Origin of the sequence: Stieleria magnilauensis, from assembly GCA_007753675.1 — a bacterium.
GTDB lineage: Bacteria > Planctomycetota > Planctomycetia > Pirellulales > Pirellulaceae > Stieleria > Stieleria magnilauensis.
In genome coordinates, this window is sequence record CP036432.1 from 6,040,944 (window position 1) to 6,061,619 (window position 20,676).

Here is a 20,676-nt window from a genome sequence, read left to right on the forward strand (position 1 = left end):
AAAGCCGAAACGCCCCGGCAAGATCGGACACATGGCGTTGTCGCGGGTGGTTCCCGCGGCCTGACGATGGCAGCCAACCACGGAATATTCCCTTTCGGAGAACGAACGATGAAGAAGGCAGACGTAAAGATCGGAGGCGAGTACTACGCCAAAGTGACCAACAAGAAGGTCGTTGTGCGGATTGACGCGGAGAATCGCAGCGGCGGTTGGGACGCGACCAACCTTTCCACCAACAAGAAAATTCGCATCAAGACAGCTCAACGATTGCAAGGCGTGGCGAGGAAGCGATCGGACACGACCAAGACCACGACCGAGGGAAACGTCACCGTGGTGGAATCGCCGCGGGCAACGACCGAGACGTTCACCAACAAGCGAGCTCGCAAGCGTGTCGACAAAACGGCGGCCGTTGCGAAAGACAAGAAAGCGGAATCGGCGGAGAAGAAGCTGTCCTGCGTTGCCGCGGCGCTGAAGGTGCTCGGCGAGAGCAGCGAACCGCTGAACACCAAGGAAATGATCGAAGAGATGGTCGCGGCCGGGTACTGGGAAAGCCCCGGAGGAAAGACGCCGCACGCAACATTGTATTCGGCGATCCTCCGCGAGATGAAGAAGGGCGACGAAAGCCGCTTCGTCAAAACCGATCGCGGTCGCTTCACGGTTCGAGCATAGGAGGACCGCACCATGTTCATTTGCGACGTACGTGAGGTCACGGACTTGGCCGACGAAGAGATCGCGCAGCCGGAGCCCGACGTGGCTTACGAATTGCGACGAATTGACGGCAGCGGTATCGAGGCCGGATTTGTTGAATTTGTTGTCCGGCGCGGCGATGTGATTTTCGCGCGGACCACGGTCGGCGAAGAGTTCGCGGTCACGGGCCAGAACGCCCACATCCTGGTGCCGCTCGGCTTCTAAACCGAACGCGCCCGACAACGCCCGACGTTTGAAACGTGCGGGCGTTTGCTCGTGACTGCCGCAACAGCGCGGCAGCTGCGAACGACGCGACACGGGCCAACGTCGCCAGCCGTTTTCTGGTGCTGCGAAACATGTAGAAGTTCCCGGAGGTTTACCGGACTTCGCTTGCTGTGTTGGCAAACCCATGGCTCATGTGTGGTTGTACGAACGGTTTTAAACAACGAACGCGAACGGAGAAACGAGATGGCGAACGAGAAACAATCGCTGCGACCAACGGCGGCTTACGAACATGCCCACTTGATCGCCCGCGACTTGGTGGCCGACATCGCCGGCCAACTGGACGAGGCGATGCGGCCAGACGATCGAAACTTGCGTTGGCGTCACGCCCACGCACTGAACCGCATCAATGCCTTGCTTTCGCAGGCGGCCGAAGCGGTCGACGAACTGAACAACCGCAACCGCTAAGGAGTCGAACGAATGAAGAACAACTTGAAGACGGGTGATCGGGTTCGCTTGATTTCGATGACCGACGATCCCGACCCGATCGCGGCCGGGCAACTGGGAACGGTTGTCGGCGTTTATCCGCAAAGCGATTGGACGCAGGTCGACGTCGATTGGGACAACGGTCGATCGCTGATGCTTTCCATTCCACCGGACCGCGTCGAAAGACTTTCGCCGGCTGACAACAAGAACTGAGGAGAACCAACCATGTCCACACGCGCGACCATTGCCGTCCGCCGCGTCGACCAAACGTACGACGCCGTCTATCTGCATTTCGACGGCTACCCCCAATACACAGGAGAACAATTGATGAAACACCACCAATCACCTGAAGCCGCGGAGGCCTTGATCGCCGGAGGCGACGTTCGTTGCCTGGAAACCGATGGCACCGTTGATCGGTTCGCCGATGGTAAGCCCGCGGAAACGCAATCCAATCACGATGAACTGCTGCGTTTTGCCCGTCGCTGCGGTGCGAATTACATCTACGTGTTTGATGGAAGATCATGGAATTGCACGAAACTCTGATCACCGCATGTTCTCCTCTCGCTTGCCAATCGGAATTGGCGAATCGCCGGTCCGTTCCAGCACCGCCGACTTCCCAGTGAATCGTTGGTAACGATCGACGATCACGTCGCAGTACGGTGGATCAAGTTCCATCAGGAAGGTCTTTCGTCCGGTTTGTTCGGCGCCGATCAATGTCGAGCCGCTGCCGCCAAACAAATCCAGCACGTTGTCTCCTTTGCGGCTGGAGTACTGCATTGCCATCACGGCGAGTTCCGCAGGCTTGCCGGTGAGATGTTCCAGCTGTTGCGGCGGAATCTTTTTGACGTGCCACAGATCGGTTGCGTTATTCGGACCGAAGAACTTGTGGCCGGCACCTTCACGCCATCCGTAGAACGCCCACTCGTGCGCCCCCATGAAGTCTTTTCGCGTCATCACCGGATGCTGCTTGTCCCAGATGATGGCCTGCGAAAAGTACAATCCGTTGGCAGCCAGGACAGGCGGGTAGTTCCCGCAGTTGGAAAAGCCGCCCCAGATATAGAAGCAGCGACCCGGTTCCAACACGCGGGCGATGTTGCCGAACCACGCGGCCAATAGCCGGCCGAACTCCTCGTCCGAGACAAAATCATTGGCGAGCGGCCGGTCCTTGGCCCGCATCTTTTTCGGGCCTTCCTTGGTCTTGCCGCTGCCGGCGAAGGAACTATTCCCGGCGGCGATCGCATTCTTGCTACGCGGTTCGACTTTGACGTTGTACGGCGGGTCGGTATTAACCAACTGAATCTTCGCACCGGCGAGTAGAAGGTCCACATCGTCCGCTTTCGATGAGTCGCCGCACAGCAGCCGGTGTTCGCCGAGTATCCAAACGTCGCCGAGTTGAGTTACCGCTTCGTCCGGTGGCTCGGGAACTTCGTCAGGATCGGTCAATCCTTGCGTGACTCCGGGATCGAGCAACTCTGCAAGTTCATCCGAGCTGAAGCCAAGCAATTCGCAATCAAAACCGCTGTTCTTCAATTCACCGATCTCGATCGGCAGCAGGTCGAAGTCCCACTCGGCATTCTCGCCGGTGCGGTTGTCAGCGATCCGGTAGGCGCGGACCGCTTCCGGCTCCATGTCTTTCGCGACATGAACCGGGACCCTGTCCAGCTCCAGCTTCTTAGCGGCCTTGTAACGCGTATGGCCGACGATGATGACGCCGTCGGAATCGACCACAATCGGTTGACGAAAACCGAATTCATTGATTGACTGCACCACCGCATCGACGGCGTCATCGTTGATGCGAGGGTTGTTTTCGTAAGTCTTGATCCGATCAAGCGACCACATTTCGACCTGCATATTTGGCCCTTCCGAGGCGAGAGTAAAAAGCGGGAAGGGTTCGGTCTGTGGGTGAATGTTTGGTTGGCTGAGTGGGCGTCCGATTCCGTTCGGACAAACAAAACAAACTCTGTCTAATAAGGTGGCTGTTCCGGGTGCCCTGGTTGGAGACGAAAACGGCCGGGAGTACCTAATCGCTCTTGAGGCAAAGCGTCACCGTGATCCGTCATGCACCCCTCATGCGTGCGCACACGCATCGCGCGGGTGCAGGCGTGACAGGGGGACATATACATATGAAAGAGAGTGTTTTCTTTATATTTACGGTCTTTCCCTTCATGGAAATGCGTCACCAATCCGTCACCAGCTTGGGTGACACTCGGACCTGGATTCGATCGGTTTGCGAATTTGGGTAAGCAAAATCGTTGTGAATGCGTCACTGGCGGTGACGGATTGTGACTAATTAGGGACGCGTTCATTTGGCCTCTCGCAGTCGATAGCCCTGGGCCGGACGTGTTGCGGTTCGGATCGTGACCAGTTCGATGTCTTCTTGCTGCTGTAGCGTTCCGACGATTTGATCAAAGTCGGCCGCCTTTAACTTCATGGCCCGCATTAGTTGCCGTCGCTGCATTGTGCGATCGGGTTGTTCCGTGAGCCGTTTAATGAACTTCAGGCACTCGGCATGGAACGGATTCTCGGCGACGTGCACGGATGCGAGATACAGCTGCCGTCGGGTTTGGTGCATCGCGAACTCAGTCGACCATTCGACGGCCGGGAGGCTGATGATTGGTTCGACGTGGTTTTCGCTGCATGCGAAGATTAACGCCAGCTTCTTGGCGTGCTCGCATGTCCGGCTCCATGCCGTGCGAGCGACTTCATCGCCGGCATCCTCGGCCTTGGTGTATTCGTCCTCGGTCATGCGGCGCAGCGAGTCGATGGCCTCGGTGGCGTCGGGTGTGCTGGGGACGACGAGCGGCTTGGGGTGGAAGTTCATGAAGTTGCCGGTGCCAGGCTCGAAGTCGGCCCACCATCTGGCGGTTTCGAGGATATCGTCCGGCAGATCACGAGCCGACCCAGGCGATTGGCCTGAGCCACGGCGGCCGACGTCGATAATATTGAGCCGGGCGAAGAAGCCGTTGGTGAGCATTCGCTTGGACAGCGACTCATAAAAGAATTGAGGTGTCGCGGTGCCAAACAGCGTCAGGTGCGGTTGATCGACGTGGATCGCTTCCTTCTGATTGGCTTTGACCCGAATGGGATAGACGTCACCGGCCGATGTGTACAGTGTCAACAGGATGTTCGGGATCGACTCACGACTGTTTTCGCGGTCAAGGTTGATTTGGCGGAGCACTCCGTCCATTTCATCGTTTTGAAACAACATCCGGCCGGTACGAACGAGAGCGTCTTGGATGCCCTCGCCCGATGCGAACTTATCGCCGAGTGATCCGGCCATGCCGATTTGAAACAGGATCTGTGAGTTGACTTTCCGAGGAAACTCCTTGCCCGTTCCGCTGCTTGCGAGAGCGAGCAGATACAGATTGGTGCGCAGGTCGCCGGTCGTGCAGACCTTTCGGCCAGCGAGAAACGATTGCAACGCCATCGCGCCGCAGAACGCCAGACCGATATTTGGGTAAGGGGCGTTGGCCAGCGTGAAGTCCATCACCTGGCGAACGAAGCCGGGAACCTCAAATAGCTGCTCGGGGATTTGACCCGGGTCGAGAACGATATCGTGTGGTGGATCATTAGGCGGTGATTCAACGTATGACTTTGGACCAACCGTGAATCGGCTGAGGTCGACATCGTCGATCGGCTCGGAATGCGAGTCATCGCGGAGCCAGCCAAAGGGGCGATCGTGAGGTTTGGTTGCGGCTTGATTGACCTTGTGCTGCAATTCTTTGCCGGACCACGGCGGACTGCAGCGTGGGTTGTAATGATCGGTCAGAATTCGCAGCGCGGCCGAAGGATCGAGACCGAAGCCGTGGACGAGGGCCGTCGCGGCCGCGTAGGTTTGCGAGTGTCCGCCACTGCCGGCGATCGCGGGCGGCATCGCCAAAAGGTACGCAATCGCTCGTTCTTCGACGTCGCCGGCCGTGTCGCGTTGGATTGCCGAATGCGTCGGTTCGGGTTTCGCAGGCTGGATGCTTACGCCACGTTTGGTCGTGACTGCTTCGGCGAGAGCGCGCACGCATGCTGCCAACATTGAAGCGGCGACCATCGATGGTTCAGCATCGAGCGTTTCGTAAGTTTCGCCATCGGGATGGATACTCGGGCCGACTACCGTTTGCGCACCTGTCGATCTTAGCTCGACGATCATCGTGCCGGTACGCGGATCGGTGTGCTTTTCGGTGACAGCACCGGCGGCGCAGTACCAGCGATGAGAACGCGGAGCTGACGGGCGACCTGTGATCGCTGGTGTAGGCGGCAAGAATTGATCCGCGAGTTCGATCGCTTCGTCGCAATCGAGGTCAACGTCAACGAGCCAGCCGGATGGCTCGCCAAGAATCAGGCCGACGTTGTCTTTCGCCGAGAAATGCTTCTTGATGTCATCGACTTCGATGCGGATATTCGGCCAATCGTTGCGGACGGGCGACTTGGATCGAGGGCGCAGCGGCACGCAGTACCAGTCACGCTGACGATACGCCGCGACTTGCGATCGAACGCCGATTGAGCCCGGATCAGACAACTGAATTATTCCTTCGTGGAACGTACGTCTGTCAGGTGTTTGCCAGCCGTTTGAACCGACCTCGCGTAAAATCCATGTGCCTTCGATGGGCGATCGAGAGCAAACGCGGCGGCGTCATGGATCTCACTTGGAAAGACGCCGTTCGACCACGCCCATTCGGCGACGAAGCGAAACGCTTCAAGTTGCTGCGGGGAAAGATCGGTCAATTGTTGATCGTTCGACATGATTAGAACGGTGCCTCTTCGAGTGCTTCAGTTGGGATCTCGCTGAGCGATTGCTTGATGATGCGATCGTACTTTTGACCAGTGACCGATCGAACCGTGATGGTTTCAGATGAGGCGAGCAAACCAGCTTCAGCCAGTTCAAGTGCCTCTTCGACCTTCGTTGGACATGGATCGAGACAGCGCTGTCGCCACCAAGCTTCCGCTTTGCGTCGCGCGTAACCAGAGTGTTCGATGCAGATGAATTCGCTTTGCCAGGAGTCGAGACCGATCATATAGTCGACTCGTAAGCACCGCGGTGCGTCTTCGTCTGCGTCACGCTTTCGATGAATGCGATAGATGATGTCTTGAACATCGTGATCGGTGTCAGTTACCTCGCCGGACAGCACACCAGCCTCGCTCGCATGAGCATCATGTGGCTCGCGCAGAGGCGGCGGGAATGGATGATCGCACTCGGGGCAGTTGGCGTATCCGCATGCGACCAATGCGTGACACTTTTCGCACTCCTTGGCCGGCGGCATTTGATCTTCGCGTTTGTCCTTTTCCTTTGGCTTGATCTGGTCGATCGGTCCGTGGCGTTCGATGTTGCCACCAAAGTCGAGGACCAGGCAATTCTGTTTATCCGGGTGCAACCGGAAACCACGTCCGACGCATTGATACAGCAAGCCGGGCGACATGGTTGGACGCAGCATGACGACGCTATCAACGCGAGGAGCGTCGAAGCCGGTCGTCAGGACGTTGACGTTGCAGAGATAGCGAAGAGGTTTGCGATCAAACAGCGAATCGCTGGCATCACCTCGAAAGCGGGCCAGCAACTCATCGCGTTCGTCGGTCGGTGTTTCGCCACAAACGAATCCGCACTCGATGTCATGATTTCGTTGGAGTGCATCGACAACCTGGCGGCCGTGCGCCACGCTGGATGCGAATACCAGAACGGCTTTGCGATCCTTCGTCAGATCGACCAGTTCAGCGCACGCGGCTGTGACCAGATCAGGATCATTGACCAACGATTCGACTTCGTCACTGACGAATTCGCCAGCCCGGACGTGCAAGTCACCGAAGTCCGCTCGATTGACACCTGCCTTGGATATCAGCGGACAGAGATACTCATCGCGGATCAGTTCCTTGATGCCGATCTCGTGGCAGACGTGATTCAAGAAGTGATCTGGCGAACAGATCATGCCGGAATCGAGGCGGAACGGAGTCGCTGTTAAACCAATGACACGGACATGTGGATTGATGACTTTGCAATCGGCCAGGAACTGCCGATACATGCCGTCGCCTGATTTGGAAATCAGGTGAGCCTCGTCGACCACGATCAAGTCAAACGGGTCGAGGTCGCACGCTCGTTTGTAAATGCTCTGGATTCCTGCGACGAGCACTGGCGTATTGGTGTCACGCTTCTTCAGGCCGGCTGAGTAGATGCCGACAGGAATCTCGGGGCATAGGCGGCGTATCTTGTCGGCGTTTTGCTCGAGCAATTCCTTGACGTGGGCCAGAACTAGAACGCGGCCATTCCATTTGCTGACCGCATCCGATGCGATCTTGGCCAGCACGACGCTTTTACCAGCGCCGGTCGGCAGCACAGCGACGGGATTGTCATCGCGGTTACGAATCGCGCTAAAGATCGCTTCGACGGCTACTTGTTGATAGGTCCGCAGTTTCATTGCATCGGCTTCCCGTTGTGCAACTTTCGACCACGAACGATCGGGTAGTTTGCAGGGAGCCGTTCATTCACTCGCGTACAACGTCGGCATATTCGGTTGCCCGGACCGGATGATGCAAAAGCCATATCGCAGCGCAGACAAGTGCGATAGCCAAACTCGCTGGTTTCCTGCGGCACTCCTTGCACGATTACTTCCACCGCACCAGCTTTCGGCATCGGATTACGCTTTTCGATCGTCAAACGCACAATCTGGCTGTCGTCCAAATACGCACCGCCAGATTGCATCGCATCGAGAAGTGCTTTCATGTAGTTGTCGACGTCGCGGCGACGGCGATCGGGTGGGTGCAACGTGATGTCGACAATTAGATCTCCCTCGAGCGGCTCGATTATTTTTCGGCGCAGGAGCGAGTTGACTTCCGCCCGGTATTTTCGCCCTCGGCTGCTGACTAACACTCGCGAGCCTACGTGACGCCAGTAGTGATTCACCGAAGGCGGGAAGGGCAGTTCAAGTTTGAACATGGTGGATCACCATCGTCACACGCGAAAGAAAACACCCAGCCGGCAATCGATCGCCGACCGGGTGTTGGACTGGAAACGACTTCGGGCTATCGCTTCCATGGCGGATCGCTGCTGTTGCCGACGTCGCTGGCTGCGATCGGTTGAGCCACGGCGTCCTTCTTCGAGTAGCCCTTGATCTCGTTCTGCAACTCGCCGGTGTCACTGCGACGTTTGACGCGAACGTGTATCAGGCACGGCAAGTTGTGCAGGTCGGCCGAGTCGGTAGGCACCAAGACACCTACCGACCGACAGATCGAAGACAACTCCCGTCGAGCGATTTCAACCGCGGTCGCATTGGGGTTGTCGAGGTTGAGTCGCACCCAGAGCAGACGGTTTGCGTACTCGCCCTCCACGATCTGAAACGTCAACTGCAGGTAATTGCCGGTTCCCGATTTGGTCGGCTTCATTTCGCTGTCGGTGATAACGGCGAGGTATTTGCCAGCCGGGATCGGTTCGAGATCGTCGGCCGGTTCGACTTGGTTAGCGTCAAAGCCGTTGAGATTCGCCATGGTTAGTTTCCTTGGGTTTTGGAAATGGGTTGATTGTTGGAAAGAGCTGTCATGAACGCCGACCAGGAGAGCGGCAATTCTTCAGCGATGCCGTAGCGATTCTTCGCCACACAACTCGGGCATCCATAGGCACGCATGACACGGTCGCCACCGTCCTTGCCGATCGCGTGAGCGAGAGTGCGTTTGCGATTGAAGCCAGCGTCCTCGCTTTGCGTTCGCATCTTGCGAGTCGCGAAGAGGACCGCGTCGCACCATTCCTTGACAAGGGCCGCAGCGTGTTTGTGCAGCCGCGGCGAATAGCGGTCGTAAGGCGAAGACTCGGGATCCTCGAACCGCTCAACCTTGGAATGGGCTATCAGGACAATCACCATGCCGGCTGCACGCAGCACATTGAGGTGATCAAGCACTTCACGCCACAGAGAGAGGGCGTGCATGTAACCGCGAGCATAACCGCCATCCACCTTTTCGATCGACGGAACAGCGTATTGCTCGCAAAGCTTGTCCCAAACAAGACGTTCGAGCCAATCAAGCGAATCGATCACGACAGATTCGTAATCATGTTTTTCGTTACAGAGAGATTTCAATGCCGCAATGACGTCATCAAACTTCGTCGCCAGCGGGAAGCGATCACAGTCGATTTCATCGAGTCCGTCTTCAGTTTGGATAAAGATCGGTTTCGGGGCCTCGCTGCCGAAGGTGGACTTGCCGATTCCTTCGACGCCATAAAGAAGAACACGCGGCGGCTTCGGCTGCCTGCCGTGTTGGATGGATTCAAGAACACTTGTCATCGGATGGTTGTTTCCTTGGGTAATCGGGTGGAACGTTGGAGTTGAATGGCTACAGCGATTGGATCGCTTCGATGTCGAAATTGCCGTCGTTGTCGCTGGTCACGAGGTAGTGCTTGAAGTCGACTTGAACGACGAATCGCTGATCGCTGCCAAGTTGTTTGCGGAGTGATTTGCAAGCACATGTGAAGTCGCCGGACGCTTCTTGGAATCGATCAGCCGATCGCAAGTAGCGACTGACGGCCAATGAAATGGCGACGCGTTTTTCAATACTCTTGGCAATTGCTGACATCGGTTTCCTTGGTTGGATGTGAGTTTTTGAGCGAGCGAGAACGTCGGCTCGCCTACCCCTTGAACTACCCGAAGCGGGACCGGATTGACGGGGACGGCCAAAAGAAATTACGCCAAGTAGTCGCGGAGACCGGCTTCCGCGAAGCGCTGGGCGATCTGAGTCATCCAGCCGTTCAGTGTGGTGCGGGGGAATCCCATCAACGCAGCGACCTTGGTCATTGAATGGTCTTTGCGAAGCTCCAGCATTCGCTGCCAGTCTTTCGGTAACGAGGCGATCGCGGTCGCCATGTCGCTGGCCAATTGAGATTGTTCCTCGTCAGTTCGACGATTAATGCAAAGCCGTTTGTCGGAGTCAGATTGGTCGAGTGTGTGACCCAACTCGGTTGGCCAATCTCCCGGAACAAACACCATTACGTTGAGCGATTGCACATATCCCGGCCCCCGCTTTTTCGCGACACGATTGCGGAGCCAGTTGTTGACGAACCGTTCCACGACGGTGGTGATGAAGACATTGCGATGTGCGACATTGGGATCGAACGCATCCATCCGCGAGATGACGTGCATCAGAATCGTTTGCTCGATCGATTCGACGTCCTGTTCGTCGAGTCCTGGTCGCTGCGCGATCTGTTTGGCTTTGCGACGTATGATCCCGCGGGTAAATCGATCGTTGGAGATATCCTTGGTATTGAGCATGGAGGCCAGTCCTTAGCCGACAAACCGACGCCAACGTGAGCGACAGGCCATCCCGAGGGGCTGCGGAGGCGATGATTTGCTTCGGCGAAAGTTGTGTCGTCGAAAACGAGTCAAACCTGTCGACCGCCACTGGCGAGATTTCCCGAAACAGCTTGATATGCTGCAAGATTTCTTCTGGCTGGCGCACGAAAAAAGCCGTGAACACAACGATTCACGGCCTCACGCGTTTTTCGATTTTTCCTAGCAATTCAAATATGGCCCCAGCGAGATTTCCCAGCGTGTTACCGCTCGGGTTCAGTCGCAAACGCTGTTCTCCAACCCTTTTTGTCGTCGGTCAGCACAATCGGATCGCCGGGGATTCGGAAGAAGTCACGAAGGTTGGCGGAGAGGTATTCTTTTCGCTTCTTGTTTCGCCGGCACGCATCGGCCGACTTCCAAGTCAGCAAGCCACGACCGTCGGCAAACGACTTCAGCAACTCCCACTGCTTCGTCGGCCGGCCGTTGCGTGCATCGACCAGACCCAATTGAGCATAGATGTAGACACCTTTGGTTTCGCCCAAGTGAATCGAGACGGTCTCACCATCAACGAACTTGATTCTCAAATCAGCCCAGCCAGCACCGGTCGGCGTTGGGAAACAAATGTCTGGCCGAGTTGCATCGATGTTGGGCGCGTATCGTTGCCGAAACGCATCGATCTTTGCTACGGCCGAAACGGTGACGGCGAATGATTTCCGGGGCGTGATTGAAAATGTCTCGGCCAGCGAAAGGAGTAGAACATCATTGCCTGACATCCACTCAGAAGTACTTTGCAGCACTTGGCAACGCTCTGGCTGCATCACGATCATTGGCCCGGCCGATTCCAGTTTCAGCATCGCGACGACTTGTCGAAGCAGTCGGTCAGATTGATCGGGAAGAAAGTAAACGGGAAACGTGCAGCCCCGCTCTGCCTCGTACGTGCCAAAACGCAGTGCTTGCGGGACTCTGGCAATCGTCTCGACGCACGGCACAAACGGTAGAGCGGATCCAAGATCGCGAACCAGACGTTTGGAATCTAACCGATAGCACAACACATCCTGACGAGACAAATTGACAAACTCATCGGTAACGTCATCTACTCCGGTATACGTTTCATCACAGGCGACAACGCGATAGAACGTGAAGGCGTTATCCGGGATGGGAACACCGCCGGCGATCTGGTTGGTCGGCAACAGGTAACGATTCCACAATGCCAATTCGTCGCCAAGCCGCTGCTTCCACTCAGCGTACGACGTCGTGAAACCATTGACCGACCTAAGCGCTGGCCAGAGCCGACTCATCGTACCGCACGCTATTGGACTTTTGCGATTTGACAAACCCGCGCTGCTCGAGCCAGGCATCAAGTACACCCCCGTCATTGCCGCGACGGTAGATGGCGACATTCGGCGGACGGAGCGTGATCGTCTTTTCGTAGCGTCGGCCAATCAGGCTGATCTTCATCGTTGCAGCAGCTAATCGAGGCTCGGTGGGAATGTCCTCCTGGTTCAGCTCAAACAGACCAAACAGGTCGGTCGCCTTGCGAATCGTGACTTCGTTGTGAACGCCGCCATTGAACAATGACAGTTCCGTCAATCGAACGCCACGGATTTCTTCAAAATCCCCGCACGACAAAGCTGCCTCGCCATATTCTCGCAGCGCCTCCAACGTGTACTTGTCGCCGAGCGGGAAGAATTCGGGATCACCAAAGAAGTGTTTGCCAATCAATCGCCGATAAAGCAGCTTTTCCTTCTTGGTGGATGCATTGATCCGCAATTCGCCAAGTCGACGGTCAAAGATAACGGTGTCACTTTGCACCGGCCGATAGCCAACCATCCCAAACTTTCCATCGTCCAGGCATTCTTCGCGGCGAAATAAATGGCCATGGCGGATCGAAAAGAAGACTTCATGCTCTTGTGGAAAGATCGTCACCTGAGTGCCACGCCCGCGCGCACGCGACTCAAACCATGAATCGAGGTCCACTTCCAAGTGCCGTAGCGTCTTATTCGTTGGCATCTGAAACTCGGGAATTTCCAATTGCTTCGTTTGGAAACAATCGAATGACCGGGCACCAGTCGCTTTCAACAGGGCATGTAGCCTCAGAAGCGTTTCGCGATGGTGTAGCCAAGCTTGGGTGACGATGTCGGCAGCCGAATGGTTGCCATTGGTCGTGAGCTGCACATCGGCCATGCTCAAATGATCCAGCACCACGTCGATGGCTCTGGGGGCGGACATCTGATCAATCATAGAAAGTGCATCGAGCAAATCGGGCGGCGCCTTTTCGCCGGGCGAAATTAGAATCGGCATCAATCGTTGGTGGTCGAGCCATGAGGCTTTGCTCGGAGTTGGCAACTTCAACCCGCGAGACCTCAAGAACTCGGCGTGTGGTTTCAGCAGTGTGAGCAGACGAATCGGATCGATCGAGCGTACAACCTCGGGTTTAGAGAGACGCGTGAAGCGAAGGGTTGGCATTGATTTCCCTGTTTCAAAAACTGTTTTCACATGGTGCGGAGTAAGAAATGTCCTTCCCTGTTTGAAGCGAATCACCAGCAAGTCCAACAAGCTGCACGGTACGAACCGGGTGGGGCGGCCGACGGATTCCACCGCCGAAGTTCCTGTCGTGGGTTTCCATACCGCTCATCCGTGGCCTGGTTCCTGAGCGTCCTAATAGCCACCCCATCTTTCCCGACTCGCAGCTGCTAGCATCTCAGCGGCAATTGACACCTCTGGTCACCGGCAAAAGAAAAATCGCTAATTCCACCGGCGCCACCGAATTCGGGAAATGATTCTTGTGGCCTGCATCCGTCAAACGACTCAGCGCCCGGGTAGTTCAAGGGATAGAGGCGGTTGGTGTTAACCAGCCGCCCGTTCTGCTTCCTCATACGAAACGGCACCCAATGCAATCTGAAGAAAAGTTTGACCATATCGCGGCTGAAGAGTTGGTGGATATTTGGGCGCTAGTGACAACTCGGCACCTTATCGACAAAGCCGACCAAGAGTCCGCCGAAAACTCTTCAAACTCGCCGACATCTGGCTTGAGTTCCTCTCGAAAAGCTCGCTCTCTGTGACCACGCGGTAAACACGCCGCGAGACTTCGATTCCCTTTCCATGTCACGGAGTTTCCATGAGTCTGAACATCAATCGGGAGGTTGCTCGCATGAAAGCGATGAGGACAGCCGAACTGAAAGCGTACTACGAAGAGGTCCTTGGCGCACCACCGCGAAGCCACAATCGCGACTGGTTGGTCAAACGCATTGCCTGGCGTTTGCAGGCGAACGACGAAGGCGACTTGCCAGAACGCGTTCGCATGAGGGCCCTCGCCCTGGCGGACGATTCCGATCTGCGAATTCGCCCGGGAAAGAACTTTACTGCAGCGGTGGACGAGGCCGCAGCGAAGATCTTTCTCCCAACCGACGACAAACGAGATCCCCGCTTGCCATTGCCTGGCTCCGAGATCACTCGGGTCTACAAGGGGCGACTGATCACCGTGCTCGTCCGCAAAGAAGACTTTGAGTTCAACGGCGATGTTTACAAATCTTTGACGGCGATTGCGAAAGACGTCACCGGATCGCACGTCAACGGATTCGCCTTCTTCAAACTTCGCAAACCCCAAGAGGCAGAATGATGCGTACAGATTTCAAGAAAGAACCGAAAACCGTCCGCTGTGCGATCTACACTCGGAAGTCCACCAGCGAAGGACTCGACCAGGATTTCAACACGCTCGACGCACAGCGAATGTCCGGTTCAAACTTCATTGCCAGCCAGATCGGGCAGGGATGGTTGGAACTGGAAGAACGATATGACGATGGCGGGTACACCGGCGGAAACATGGAACGTCCGGCGCTCAAGCGATTGCTGGCCGACGTTAATGCAGGGAAGATCGACTGCGTCGTGGTTTACAAAGTTGATCGTTTGAGCCGGTCTTTGCTGGACTTCTCACGCATCATGGAGCAGCTTGATGGGGCTGGTTGCTCGTTCGTGTCGACGACTCAACACTTCAATACGACCAGTAGCATGGGCCGGCTGACGCTAAACATCCTTCTTTCATTCGCACAGTTCGAGCGTGAAATCATCAGCGAACGAACCCGCGACAAAATGGCGGCCGCGCGGCGCCAAGGGAAGTATGTTGGTGGTCGACCGTTACTCGGATACGACCTCGATCGAGATTCAAAACGGCTGATCGTTAACGAATCGGAAGCGGCCATCGTTCGACAGATCTTCGACCTGTATCTGGAGAAACGAGGACTGGTGACAACCGTTCAGGAAATCAGATCCCGTGGTTGGCGTACCAAACGGTGGACAACCAAAACCGGCAAGACGATCGGTGACGCGGCTTTCTGCAAGAGCCGGTTGCATTGTGTGCTGACCAACCGAATCTATCTCGGCCAAGTCTGTTACAACGATGAAATCTACGACGGCGAGCACGATGGGATCGTCAGTGAAGCGGTCTTCATGGAAGTGCAAAAGATGCTGAAGAAGAATCGCATTGCGTCCGGCGACATCAATCACGAAAGACGTAAGGGAACTCTGGCAGGATTGCTCCGCTGCGCCGCGTGTGATTCTGCCATGAGCATCGCAACTTCGGGGCGCGGACGCGGCAAACCGTCTTATCGCTACTACGTTTGCGGCAAGGCGGCGAAGCGCGGTCGGAAGACTTGTCCACGAGCGACGTTGCCGGCTGACGACATAGAAAAGTTCGTGGTCCAGCAGCTACAGTTACTCCGGGTCGATGAAACGTTGCTCAATTCAATTTGCAACCAGGCGCGTGCCAAGATGGCCAAAAAGCAAAACGACCTCGAAAACGAACGTAGAGCGATCGTCGCTGAAGTCGCTCGACTCGAGCGAACGATCTCAGTTCTTTCGATGCCAGATGACAACGGAGATTCCAACGGAACTCGGCTTGATTCGCTGGCATCATGCAATGAGCAGCTAACGCGTCGCCAGCAAAGGCTGATGCAGATCGACACCGAGCTTTTGAAAGCTGGGCGCACCCTTCCAAGTCGAGTCGAAATACTGAAGTCCGCTCGAGATCTTGAGACGCTGTGGGAGAAGATGACGACCGGAGAACGCAGTCGCTTTATGCAACTGTTGATTGAACGGATCGATCACGACCCCCAAGGCGGCAACGTCGCGATCACGCTCACCGATACCGGCCGAGAATTCTTGTCCAACGAGCTTTCAGTTACCGAGGATGATCAATGACCCGCGCACCCGACATGACAGTCAGTTTCGGGCGACCGCCCAAACGAGCACGAAAACAAAAGAAGAAGGGAGCCAAACGCGAACCAGAACCGAGACCGCCGCGCGTACCACACGTCAGACGGATTATGGCACTGGCAATACGCTTGGAAGACTTGCTCGACAGCGGCTTGGTCGCGAACCAGGCGGAGATCGCCAAGGCGGCCGGCGTCACCACTGCCCGAGTCTCGCAGATTATAAACCTCAACCGCCTCGCCCCCGACATCCAACAAGCCATCCTCGAACTCGGACCTACCACCGAGAAGACTGACCCGTTCCTCGAACGCCAGGTGCGAGAAATCGCAACGCACATCAACTGGGCTCGCCAGCGCAAACAGTTCAAGAAGCTAATGAGCCGAGTTCTTTAAAAGAGACACTCTGCAACATGCTTTTTGCCAACCCATGTTGTCGTTTCGCTACGCGAGTCTTCACTTCCCATGTGCGCCGCAAGTTAGAGATATCAGGTCAGCCTTGGCGTCCGATGGTCAAAACCCATCGAGAGCATGCGCGTCGTCAAAGACATGAAAACAAAGAGAGGCGGACGCAGCTGCTGCCATTTCTTGATATGTCTTGTGTTTCTTTCCATCGCCCCAATCACAGACTGCCTTTACTACCGTCCACTCAATGTTCGCTCGCGATGCTGCTGACCACAAGCCTGCGCCCTCCATCTCGCCGCCTACTGCGCTCGGGTATTCGCCAAGTAGTTTGTTCTTGAATCGTGGATCGTCAACCAGCTTTTCACCTGATAGCATCGGTCCTGGCCACATTTGGCATTTTGAGTCGTCAGGACGGAGGAACTCCCAGTCCAAAGCATTGCGGAAACGATTGATTAGTCGTCCGCCGGTGGGCGGGACTGGATTTCGGTAGACAACCCTACTTCCTCGACGTTGGTTCTCATATGGGATCAACTGAGTTGCGACCAAAACATCCCCCTCACGATGCTTCTCGCGATGTGCACCGAAGGCAATCCCAACAAACACGACAGCGTCAGGAGACCAGGTTGAGATGACAGCGTTGGCTGTAAGCGTCGCACCCGAAGGTCCTTGAGAGCCCATTGTGCATAGAACAACCACACACTCGAACGCCCCAAATCTTCCCAAGTAAGCGGTTTCATGTCCAAAGGTCGACTTCCAAATCTTCCGTTTTCGGGGAAGCGGTCTCAGTAACCTAAGCACTTGCCTCAATTCGACCTCGGTCGCAACCAGCAACGCGATTTGGGGGTCAGCTTGATCCTTGGCTGAATCGAACCTAATCGACATCGACTCCGGTAGTACCGGGGCGTGCCATTCCATTCGCTGGAAATCGTAATCCCTTTCAACGTCCTCCTGGGAAACTTCCTTTATTCTCGCATCAACGGGACGCCCCAACTCTGAGTAGGTTGAGGCTTTCCCTTTTACGCCGATTGATATGGCATCAAGTACCTGAACCGAGATAGCCACCGTTGGACCGCCTGGCACGCACCAGAATCCCATCTCGTTCTGCTGGGCGACGAGCCATTGGGCAGCGCGTTTGGTTGCATTCTTCCAGCCACTTCGGCGCGATTCGCCCAAGGCATGAACCGCAGCTAAAGTTGCAATCAGAGACGGCTCCGATGCGTCTGAATACAATGGCCAGGCTCCGCATCGCAGTTGTGTTTGTTCGAGCAACTTAAGCGCCGACTTCGGTATTTCGTCAGCAATTTGCGACGGGCGTATTCGGTACCAAAGAAACGGAACGATGCCAGCTAGGGGAATGTAGTCACGTAAACGTGGCTCATTTTTGCCACCCCAGAAGAGTCGCCACGGCATTTTTCTCTCATGGGCTCCATTCAATAGGGCCCAAAGCCAACTCTCTAGGCCGATCCTGCTGGCCATTCGCATCGCCAAGTTCGACCGACACCAGTGAAACAATGACCATCCATTGTACGTGTGATCTACGCCGTCGGTTGGTCCAGCTGAGAGATCAGCGATGTACGACTCCAACCATGGATCGTAACCTGTAATACCAAGCCACTCGACAGCCCTGAACATTGTTTGATCGATGTGTTCTTCTTCCTCGTCGCGAAACGAGAAGAATCGATACATTGAGTCACCAAACTTCAGTAACTTCGCTGCTTCTGCCAAAGATATCGTTCGTTCTTCAGCCCTTCTGAGGACAGATGCCGGAACCTTTCCAACTGGGTTCCCACGCTCTATGTCGTAGCAAACGTGCGTATACCAACGATCGCGAATCCTCGTGACATCGAAGCTATCTAGTTCTCCGCAGCTTGCAAGATAGATGGCCGCTTCTAGGTTGGCATCTGCCCCAGCATCTTCAGCCACAACACGTAGCCAACTCTTGCTTTTGTCTATCCCGTTTGGAAGTGTGGATATTGCTGATACACACTGGTCGTAGACGGTCCTGAGTTCAGGGAAGAATTCTCCTAGGCTCACACCATATGAAGACCGAGAAAACTCATGGAGCCGTTCAAGTCTCTTGACCACTTTCGGAAAATCAATCATGGAAGAGAGGCAAGGGTATTCGGCTTCGATTTCGTTCAGCTGACCTTCTGTCGGATCCCCGATCCACCAGTGAAAGTAGTTTCCAAGCCCCGACCACAGCTCGAACAGCTCGTCTTGCGAGAGAACTTCACCTATTTCCTCGACTGCATCACGGTTGATAGCCCGACGAAATCTCGGTTTTGGCGGTTTCGCATCGTGCGTCTTTTTTCGCTTCATTTTTAAGTCTTCGACTACGGCTGGTATTGCCTTTTCCATCTCAACATAGGCGCGTCTCTTTAGGTCACTTCCTAGTCGCCGTTGTCTACCCACTTGCTCGCCCCGCTCGTGTACTCAAAGTACTCCCTTAATCCATTTGCATTCCTTTCAATGTAACGTTCGACATGGAATCTTGATAATCCACACTGGTGACTCGCGTTCCTTGATGAGAGCAATTGCCAACCGAAATCAAAGTCTAGGTTGCTCACCTGGCAGACAATGGCCCGGAAAGAAGGGATGAATGTGATATCGGGAAGTCTTCGAAAAAGTTGGCCAAGTCTTTGCCTTTTCGGCAAGCCATTCTCAGACGCTCACGAACTTGGGTCTGAGAAGCAAAACAGAGTGTTAACCAGCGTGTCGTTGTTAACCCAGAGACTCAGAGACTTCGCTCTGTTGAGATCGGGGTGGCGGACGAGAAAGGGCTTTCTCGAAGCTGACCCCTAGCGAGACGAGACTAGCGACATTTGCGGCGAAAGCGCGGCAAAAACGCCGGAAATCCGGGGCTCAAACGCAAAAAGGCCGAAGCGTTTGCTTCGGCCCGGTTAATACGTTTGCGGGATGCAGCAATGGGCATCCGTCTCAAAAGGCTCCCCGTACAAAACCAATCCGGAGAGAGTCAGCGGATTTCGCAGGTTTTTTCGCATTGAATCCGGCTGTCGTAATGCGATTGCCGTCCCGTTTGGTACGTCCTCCGTCGACGCAAATGCGAAATCTATCGGGGACGTTGCTGTTAACCGAAGCTGCTTTTTTTCGCATGTCTGCGAGTGGTTAACAGGGAGAGAGAATGTCGCCCGTAAGGGCTTCACCGCTGGCAATCTGTTCCGGTTCTTCCGAACGCCGCGGCCGAATTTTGGACGGCAAGCCAATCACCACGCACGCGGCCATTGCGGCTGGCGAATTGGTCCGTACGCTCGTCGTTTCAGCGGGGTAAAAAAATGTCGCCACTCCGATTGTCCCCGCATTTGCAAGGCTTTTCATCGCACGATGGCGAACATTGTCCACCCGCTTTTGACACTCTTGGCGTCGTTGACACGGCAGGAACTGGCCCAGCAGGTTCGCTACCTCAAAGCGGAGAACGAGATCCTTCGGTCCAAGTTACCCGGCCGCGTCACGTTGAACAATCGTGAGAGAAATATATTGGTCAAGCATGGCAAGAAGCTGGGCGGTAAGATCAAGGACGTGATGACGATCGTTTCATATTCAACGTTTCGGCGATGGGTTCGGAAAATGGAAGACAACACGCCGGCGTCGAAGAAAAAGTCAGCAAAGCGCGGCACCGGCCGTCCGAAGATCGAAGATGATGTGCGCGAAACAATCCTGCAGATTCGGAAAGAGACCGGGTTCGGCTACACAAAAATCCTGCAAGAACTGCGCCGGATGGACGTCCACGTTTCTCGGCAAACGGTGAAAAACGTGATCGTCGAAGCCGGCCTTGCGCCCACGCCGGGAGACCACCCCGATACTTGGCACAAGTTTCTCAAACGCCACGCCGATACGTTGTGGCAGTGCGACTTTGCCTGCAAAAAGAAGTGGACTCTGAAAGGTCTGGTCGATGTCTACTTCATGGTCTTCATCCACATCGGCACTCGGCAAATCTGGATCTCGCCTTGTACGGAGACTCCGAACGGTGCCTGGACGACTCAGCAGGGACGCAACTTCCAAATGCATCTACAGGAAAACGACTTGAAGTGCGAGATCCTGATGCGTGATCGTGATTCCAAGTACACCGACTTGTTTGACGAAATTGTCAAGTCGACTGGCGGCAAGATTAAACTGACGCCAATTCGGTCGCCAAATTTGCAGGCTCACGTTGAGCGAGTCATTCAGACGATCAAACATGAGGTACTTAATGCATTCTGCATCGTGACGAACGAGCACCTCAACAGCATCCTTCGCACCACCCAGAACTGGTACAACAAACGCCGCGGCCATACCGAACGAGATCACCTTCCGCCGCTTCGGCAAGAGGTGACGTTTCCGCTAAGACCGTTCTCGAAGGACCAGGTGATTCGCGAGACACTACTTGGTGATCACTTAATGTCGTATCGCCGCACCGCATGAAGACA

The 20,676-nt window shown here is 55.4% G+C and carries 21 protein-coding genes and 1 other RNA gene; 11 read left to right on the forward strand and 11 right to left on the reverse strand.

Going from position 1 to position 20,676, the window contains the following annotated elements; translation table 11 throughout:
- Positions 1-2: 2 nt before the first annotated feature.
- From TBK1r_RS21505 to TBK1r_RS21530, 6 genes are all read left to right on the forward strand, one after another.
- Positions 3-79, forward strand: an RNA gene (locus TBK1r_RS21505) — hammerhead ribozyme type II.
- A gap of 29 nt (positions 80-108) precedes the next feature.
- Entirely contained in the window at positions 109-666 is a 558-nt protein-coding gene (locus TBK1r_RS21510) for a winged helix-turn-helix domain-containing protein (protein ID WP_419580245.1), read from the forward strand.
- A gap of 45 nt (positions 667-711) precedes the next feature.
- Positions 712-909, forward strand: a complete 198-nt coding sequence (locus tag TBK1r_RS21515; protein ID WP_145215207.1) for a hypothetical protein — start codon at positions 712-714, stop codon at positions 907-909.
- A gap of 243 nt (positions 910-1,152) precedes the next feature.
- Entirely contained in the window at positions 1,153-1,374 is a 222-nt protein-coding gene (locus TBK1r_RS21520; RefSeq protein WP_145215210.1) for a hypothetical protein, read from the forward strand.
- A 12-nt stretch (positions 1,375-1,386) separates the two neighbouring features.
- Entirely contained in the window at positions 1,387-1,605 is a 219-nt protein-coding gene (locus tag TBK1r_RS21525; RefSeq protein ID WP_145215213.1) for a DUF4314 domain-containing protein, read from the forward strand.
- A gap of 12 nt (positions 1,606-1,617) precedes the next feature.
- Positions 1,618-1,935: a hypothetical protein gene (locus tag TBK1r_RS21530; protein ID WP_145215218.1), complete on the forward strand. Its 318-nt coding sequence runs from the start codon at positions 1,618-1,620 to the stop codon at positions 1,933-1,935.
- On the opposite strand, the gene TBK1r_RS21535 is transcribed toward TBK1r_RS21530, so the two are convergent.
- Positions 1,936-3,243 (reverse strand): DNA modification methylase, encoded by a 1,308-nt coding sequence (locus TBK1r_RS21535; RefSeq protein WP_145215221.1) that lies wholly within the window; start codon positions 3,241-3,243, stop codon positions 1,936-1,938.
- Between the two features lie 451 nt (positions 3,244-3,694).
- Positions 3,695-5,902 (reverse strand): bifunctional DNA primase/polymerase, encoded by a 2,208-nt coding sequence (locus TBK1r_RS21540; RefSeq protein ID WP_145215224.1) that lies wholly within the window; start codon positions 5,900-5,902, stop codon positions 3,695-3,697.
- 74 nt (positions 5,903-5,976) lie between these two features.
- Between TBK1r_RS21540 and TBK1r_RS38915 the strand changes: the two genes are divergently transcribed.
- Positions 5,977-6,132 (forward strand): hypothetical protein, encoded by a 156-nt coding sequence (locus TBK1r_RS38915; RefSeq protein WP_419580246.1) that lies wholly within the window; start codon positions 5,977-5,979, stop codon positions 6,130-6,132.
- On the opposite strand, the gene TBK1r_RS21545 is transcribed toward TBK1r_RS38915, so the two are convergent.
- From TBK1r_RS21545 to TBK1r_RS21580, 8 genes are all read right to left on the reverse strand, one after another.
- A complete protein-coding gene (locus tag TBK1r_RS21545) occupies positions 6,129-7,790 on the reverse strand; it encodes a DEAD/DEAH box helicase (RefSeq protein WP_145215227.1) in 1,662 nt (553 codons plus the stop codon). The two genes, TBK1r_RS38915 and TBK1r_RS21545, sit on opposite strands and share 4 nt — an antisense overlap.
- Positions 7,787-8,308: a RusA family crossover junction endodeoxyribonuclease gene (locus TBK1r_RS21550; RefSeq protein WP_145215230.1), complete on the reverse strand. Its 522-nt coding sequence runs from the start codon at positions 8,306-8,308 to the stop codon at positions 7,787-7,789. Before TBK1r_RS21550 ends, TBK1r_RS21545 begins: the two co-directional genes overlap by 4 nt.
- 86 nt (positions 8,309-8,394) lie before the next feature.
- Positions 8,395-8,856: a DUF669 domain-containing protein gene (locus TBK1r_RS21555; protein ID WP_145215233.1), complete on the reverse strand. Its 462-nt coding sequence runs from the start codon at positions 8,854-8,856 to the stop codon at positions 8,395-8,397.
- Positions 8,857-8,858: 2 nt separating this feature from the next.
- Positions 8,859-9,644, reverse strand: coding sequence for an ATP-binding protein (locus TBK1r_RS21560; RefSeq protein WP_145215236.1), 786 nt, complete (start codon positions 9,642-9,644; stop codon positions 8,859-8,861).
- Positions 9,645-9,693: 49 nt separating this feature from the next.
- Positions 9,694-9,933 carry a hypothetical protein gene (locus TBK1r_RS21565; protein WP_145215239.1) on the reverse strand — a complete coding sequence of 80 codons (240 nt, stop codon included), beginning with the start codon at positions 9,931-9,933 and terminating at the stop codon, positions 9,694-9,696.
- A gap of 107 nt (positions 9,934-10,040) precedes the next feature.
- Complete coding sequence (locus tag TBK1r_RS21570) at positions 10,041-10,625, reverse strand: sigma-70 RNA polymerase sigma factor region 4 domain-containing protein (protein WP_145215242.1); 585 nt, start codon at positions 10,623-10,625, stop codon at positions 10,041-10,043.
- A gap of 281 nt (positions 10,626-10,906) precedes the next feature.
- Positions 10,907-11,851 (reverse strand): hypothetical protein, encoded by a 945-nt coding sequence (locus tag TBK1r_RS21575; RefSeq protein ID WP_145215245.1) that lies wholly within the window; start codon positions 11,849-11,851, stop codon positions 10,907-10,909.
- Positions 11,852-11,915: 64 nt separating this feature from the next.
- Positions 11,916-13,109 carry a hypothetical protein gene (locus TBK1r_RS21580; protein WP_145215249.1) on the reverse strand — a complete coding sequence of 398 codons (1,194 nt, stop codon included), beginning with the start codon at positions 13,107-13,109 and terminating at the stop codon, positions 11,916-11,918.
- Between the two features lie 652 nt (positions 13,110-13,761).
- Here TBK1r_RS21580 and TBK1r_RS21585 point away from each other — a divergent pair.
- The 3 genes from TBK1r_RS21585 to TBK1r_RS21595 are packed head-to-tail and all read left to right on the forward strand — an operon-like array spanning position 13,762 to position 16,243.
- A complete protein-coding gene (locus tag TBK1r_RS21585) occupies positions 13,762-14,262 on the forward strand; it encodes a DUF2924 domain-containing protein (protein WP_145215252.1) in 501 nt (166 codons plus the stop codon).
- Positions 14,259-15,839 carry a recombinase family protein gene (locus TBK1r_RS21590; protein WP_145215255.1) on the forward strand — a complete coding sequence of 527 codons (1,581 nt, stop codon included), beginning with the start codon at positions 14,259-14,261 and terminating at the stop codon, positions 15,837-15,839. Before TBK1r_RS21585 ends, TBK1r_RS21590 begins: the two co-directional genes overlap by 4 nt.
- Positions 15,836-16,243, forward strand: coding sequence for a hypothetical protein (locus tag TBK1r_RS21595; RefSeq protein WP_145215258.1), 408 nt, complete (start codon positions 15,836-15,838; stop codon positions 16,241-16,243). The genes TBK1r_RS21590 and TBK1r_RS21595 overlap by 4 nt, the downstream gene beginning before the upstream one ends.
- A 117-nt stretch (positions 16,244-16,360) precedes the next feature.
- On the opposite strand, the gene TBK1r_RS21600 is transcribed toward TBK1r_RS21595, so the two are convergent.
- Entirely contained in the window at positions 16,361-18,571 is a 2,211-nt protein-coding gene (locus TBK1r_RS21600; RefSeq protein WP_419580247.1) for a phosphorylase family protein, read from the reverse strand.
- Between the two features lie 1,023 nt (positions 18,572-19,594).
- Here TBK1r_RS21600 and TBK1r_RS21605 point away from each other — a divergent pair.
- Positions 19,595-20,671: an integrase core domain-containing protein gene (locus TBK1r_RS21605; RefSeq protein ID WP_419580248.1), complete on the forward strand. Its 1,077-nt coding sequence runs from the start codon at positions 19,595-19,597 to the stop codon at positions 20,669-20,671.
- The last annotated feature ends 5 nt before the right edge of the window (positions 20,672-20,676 follow it).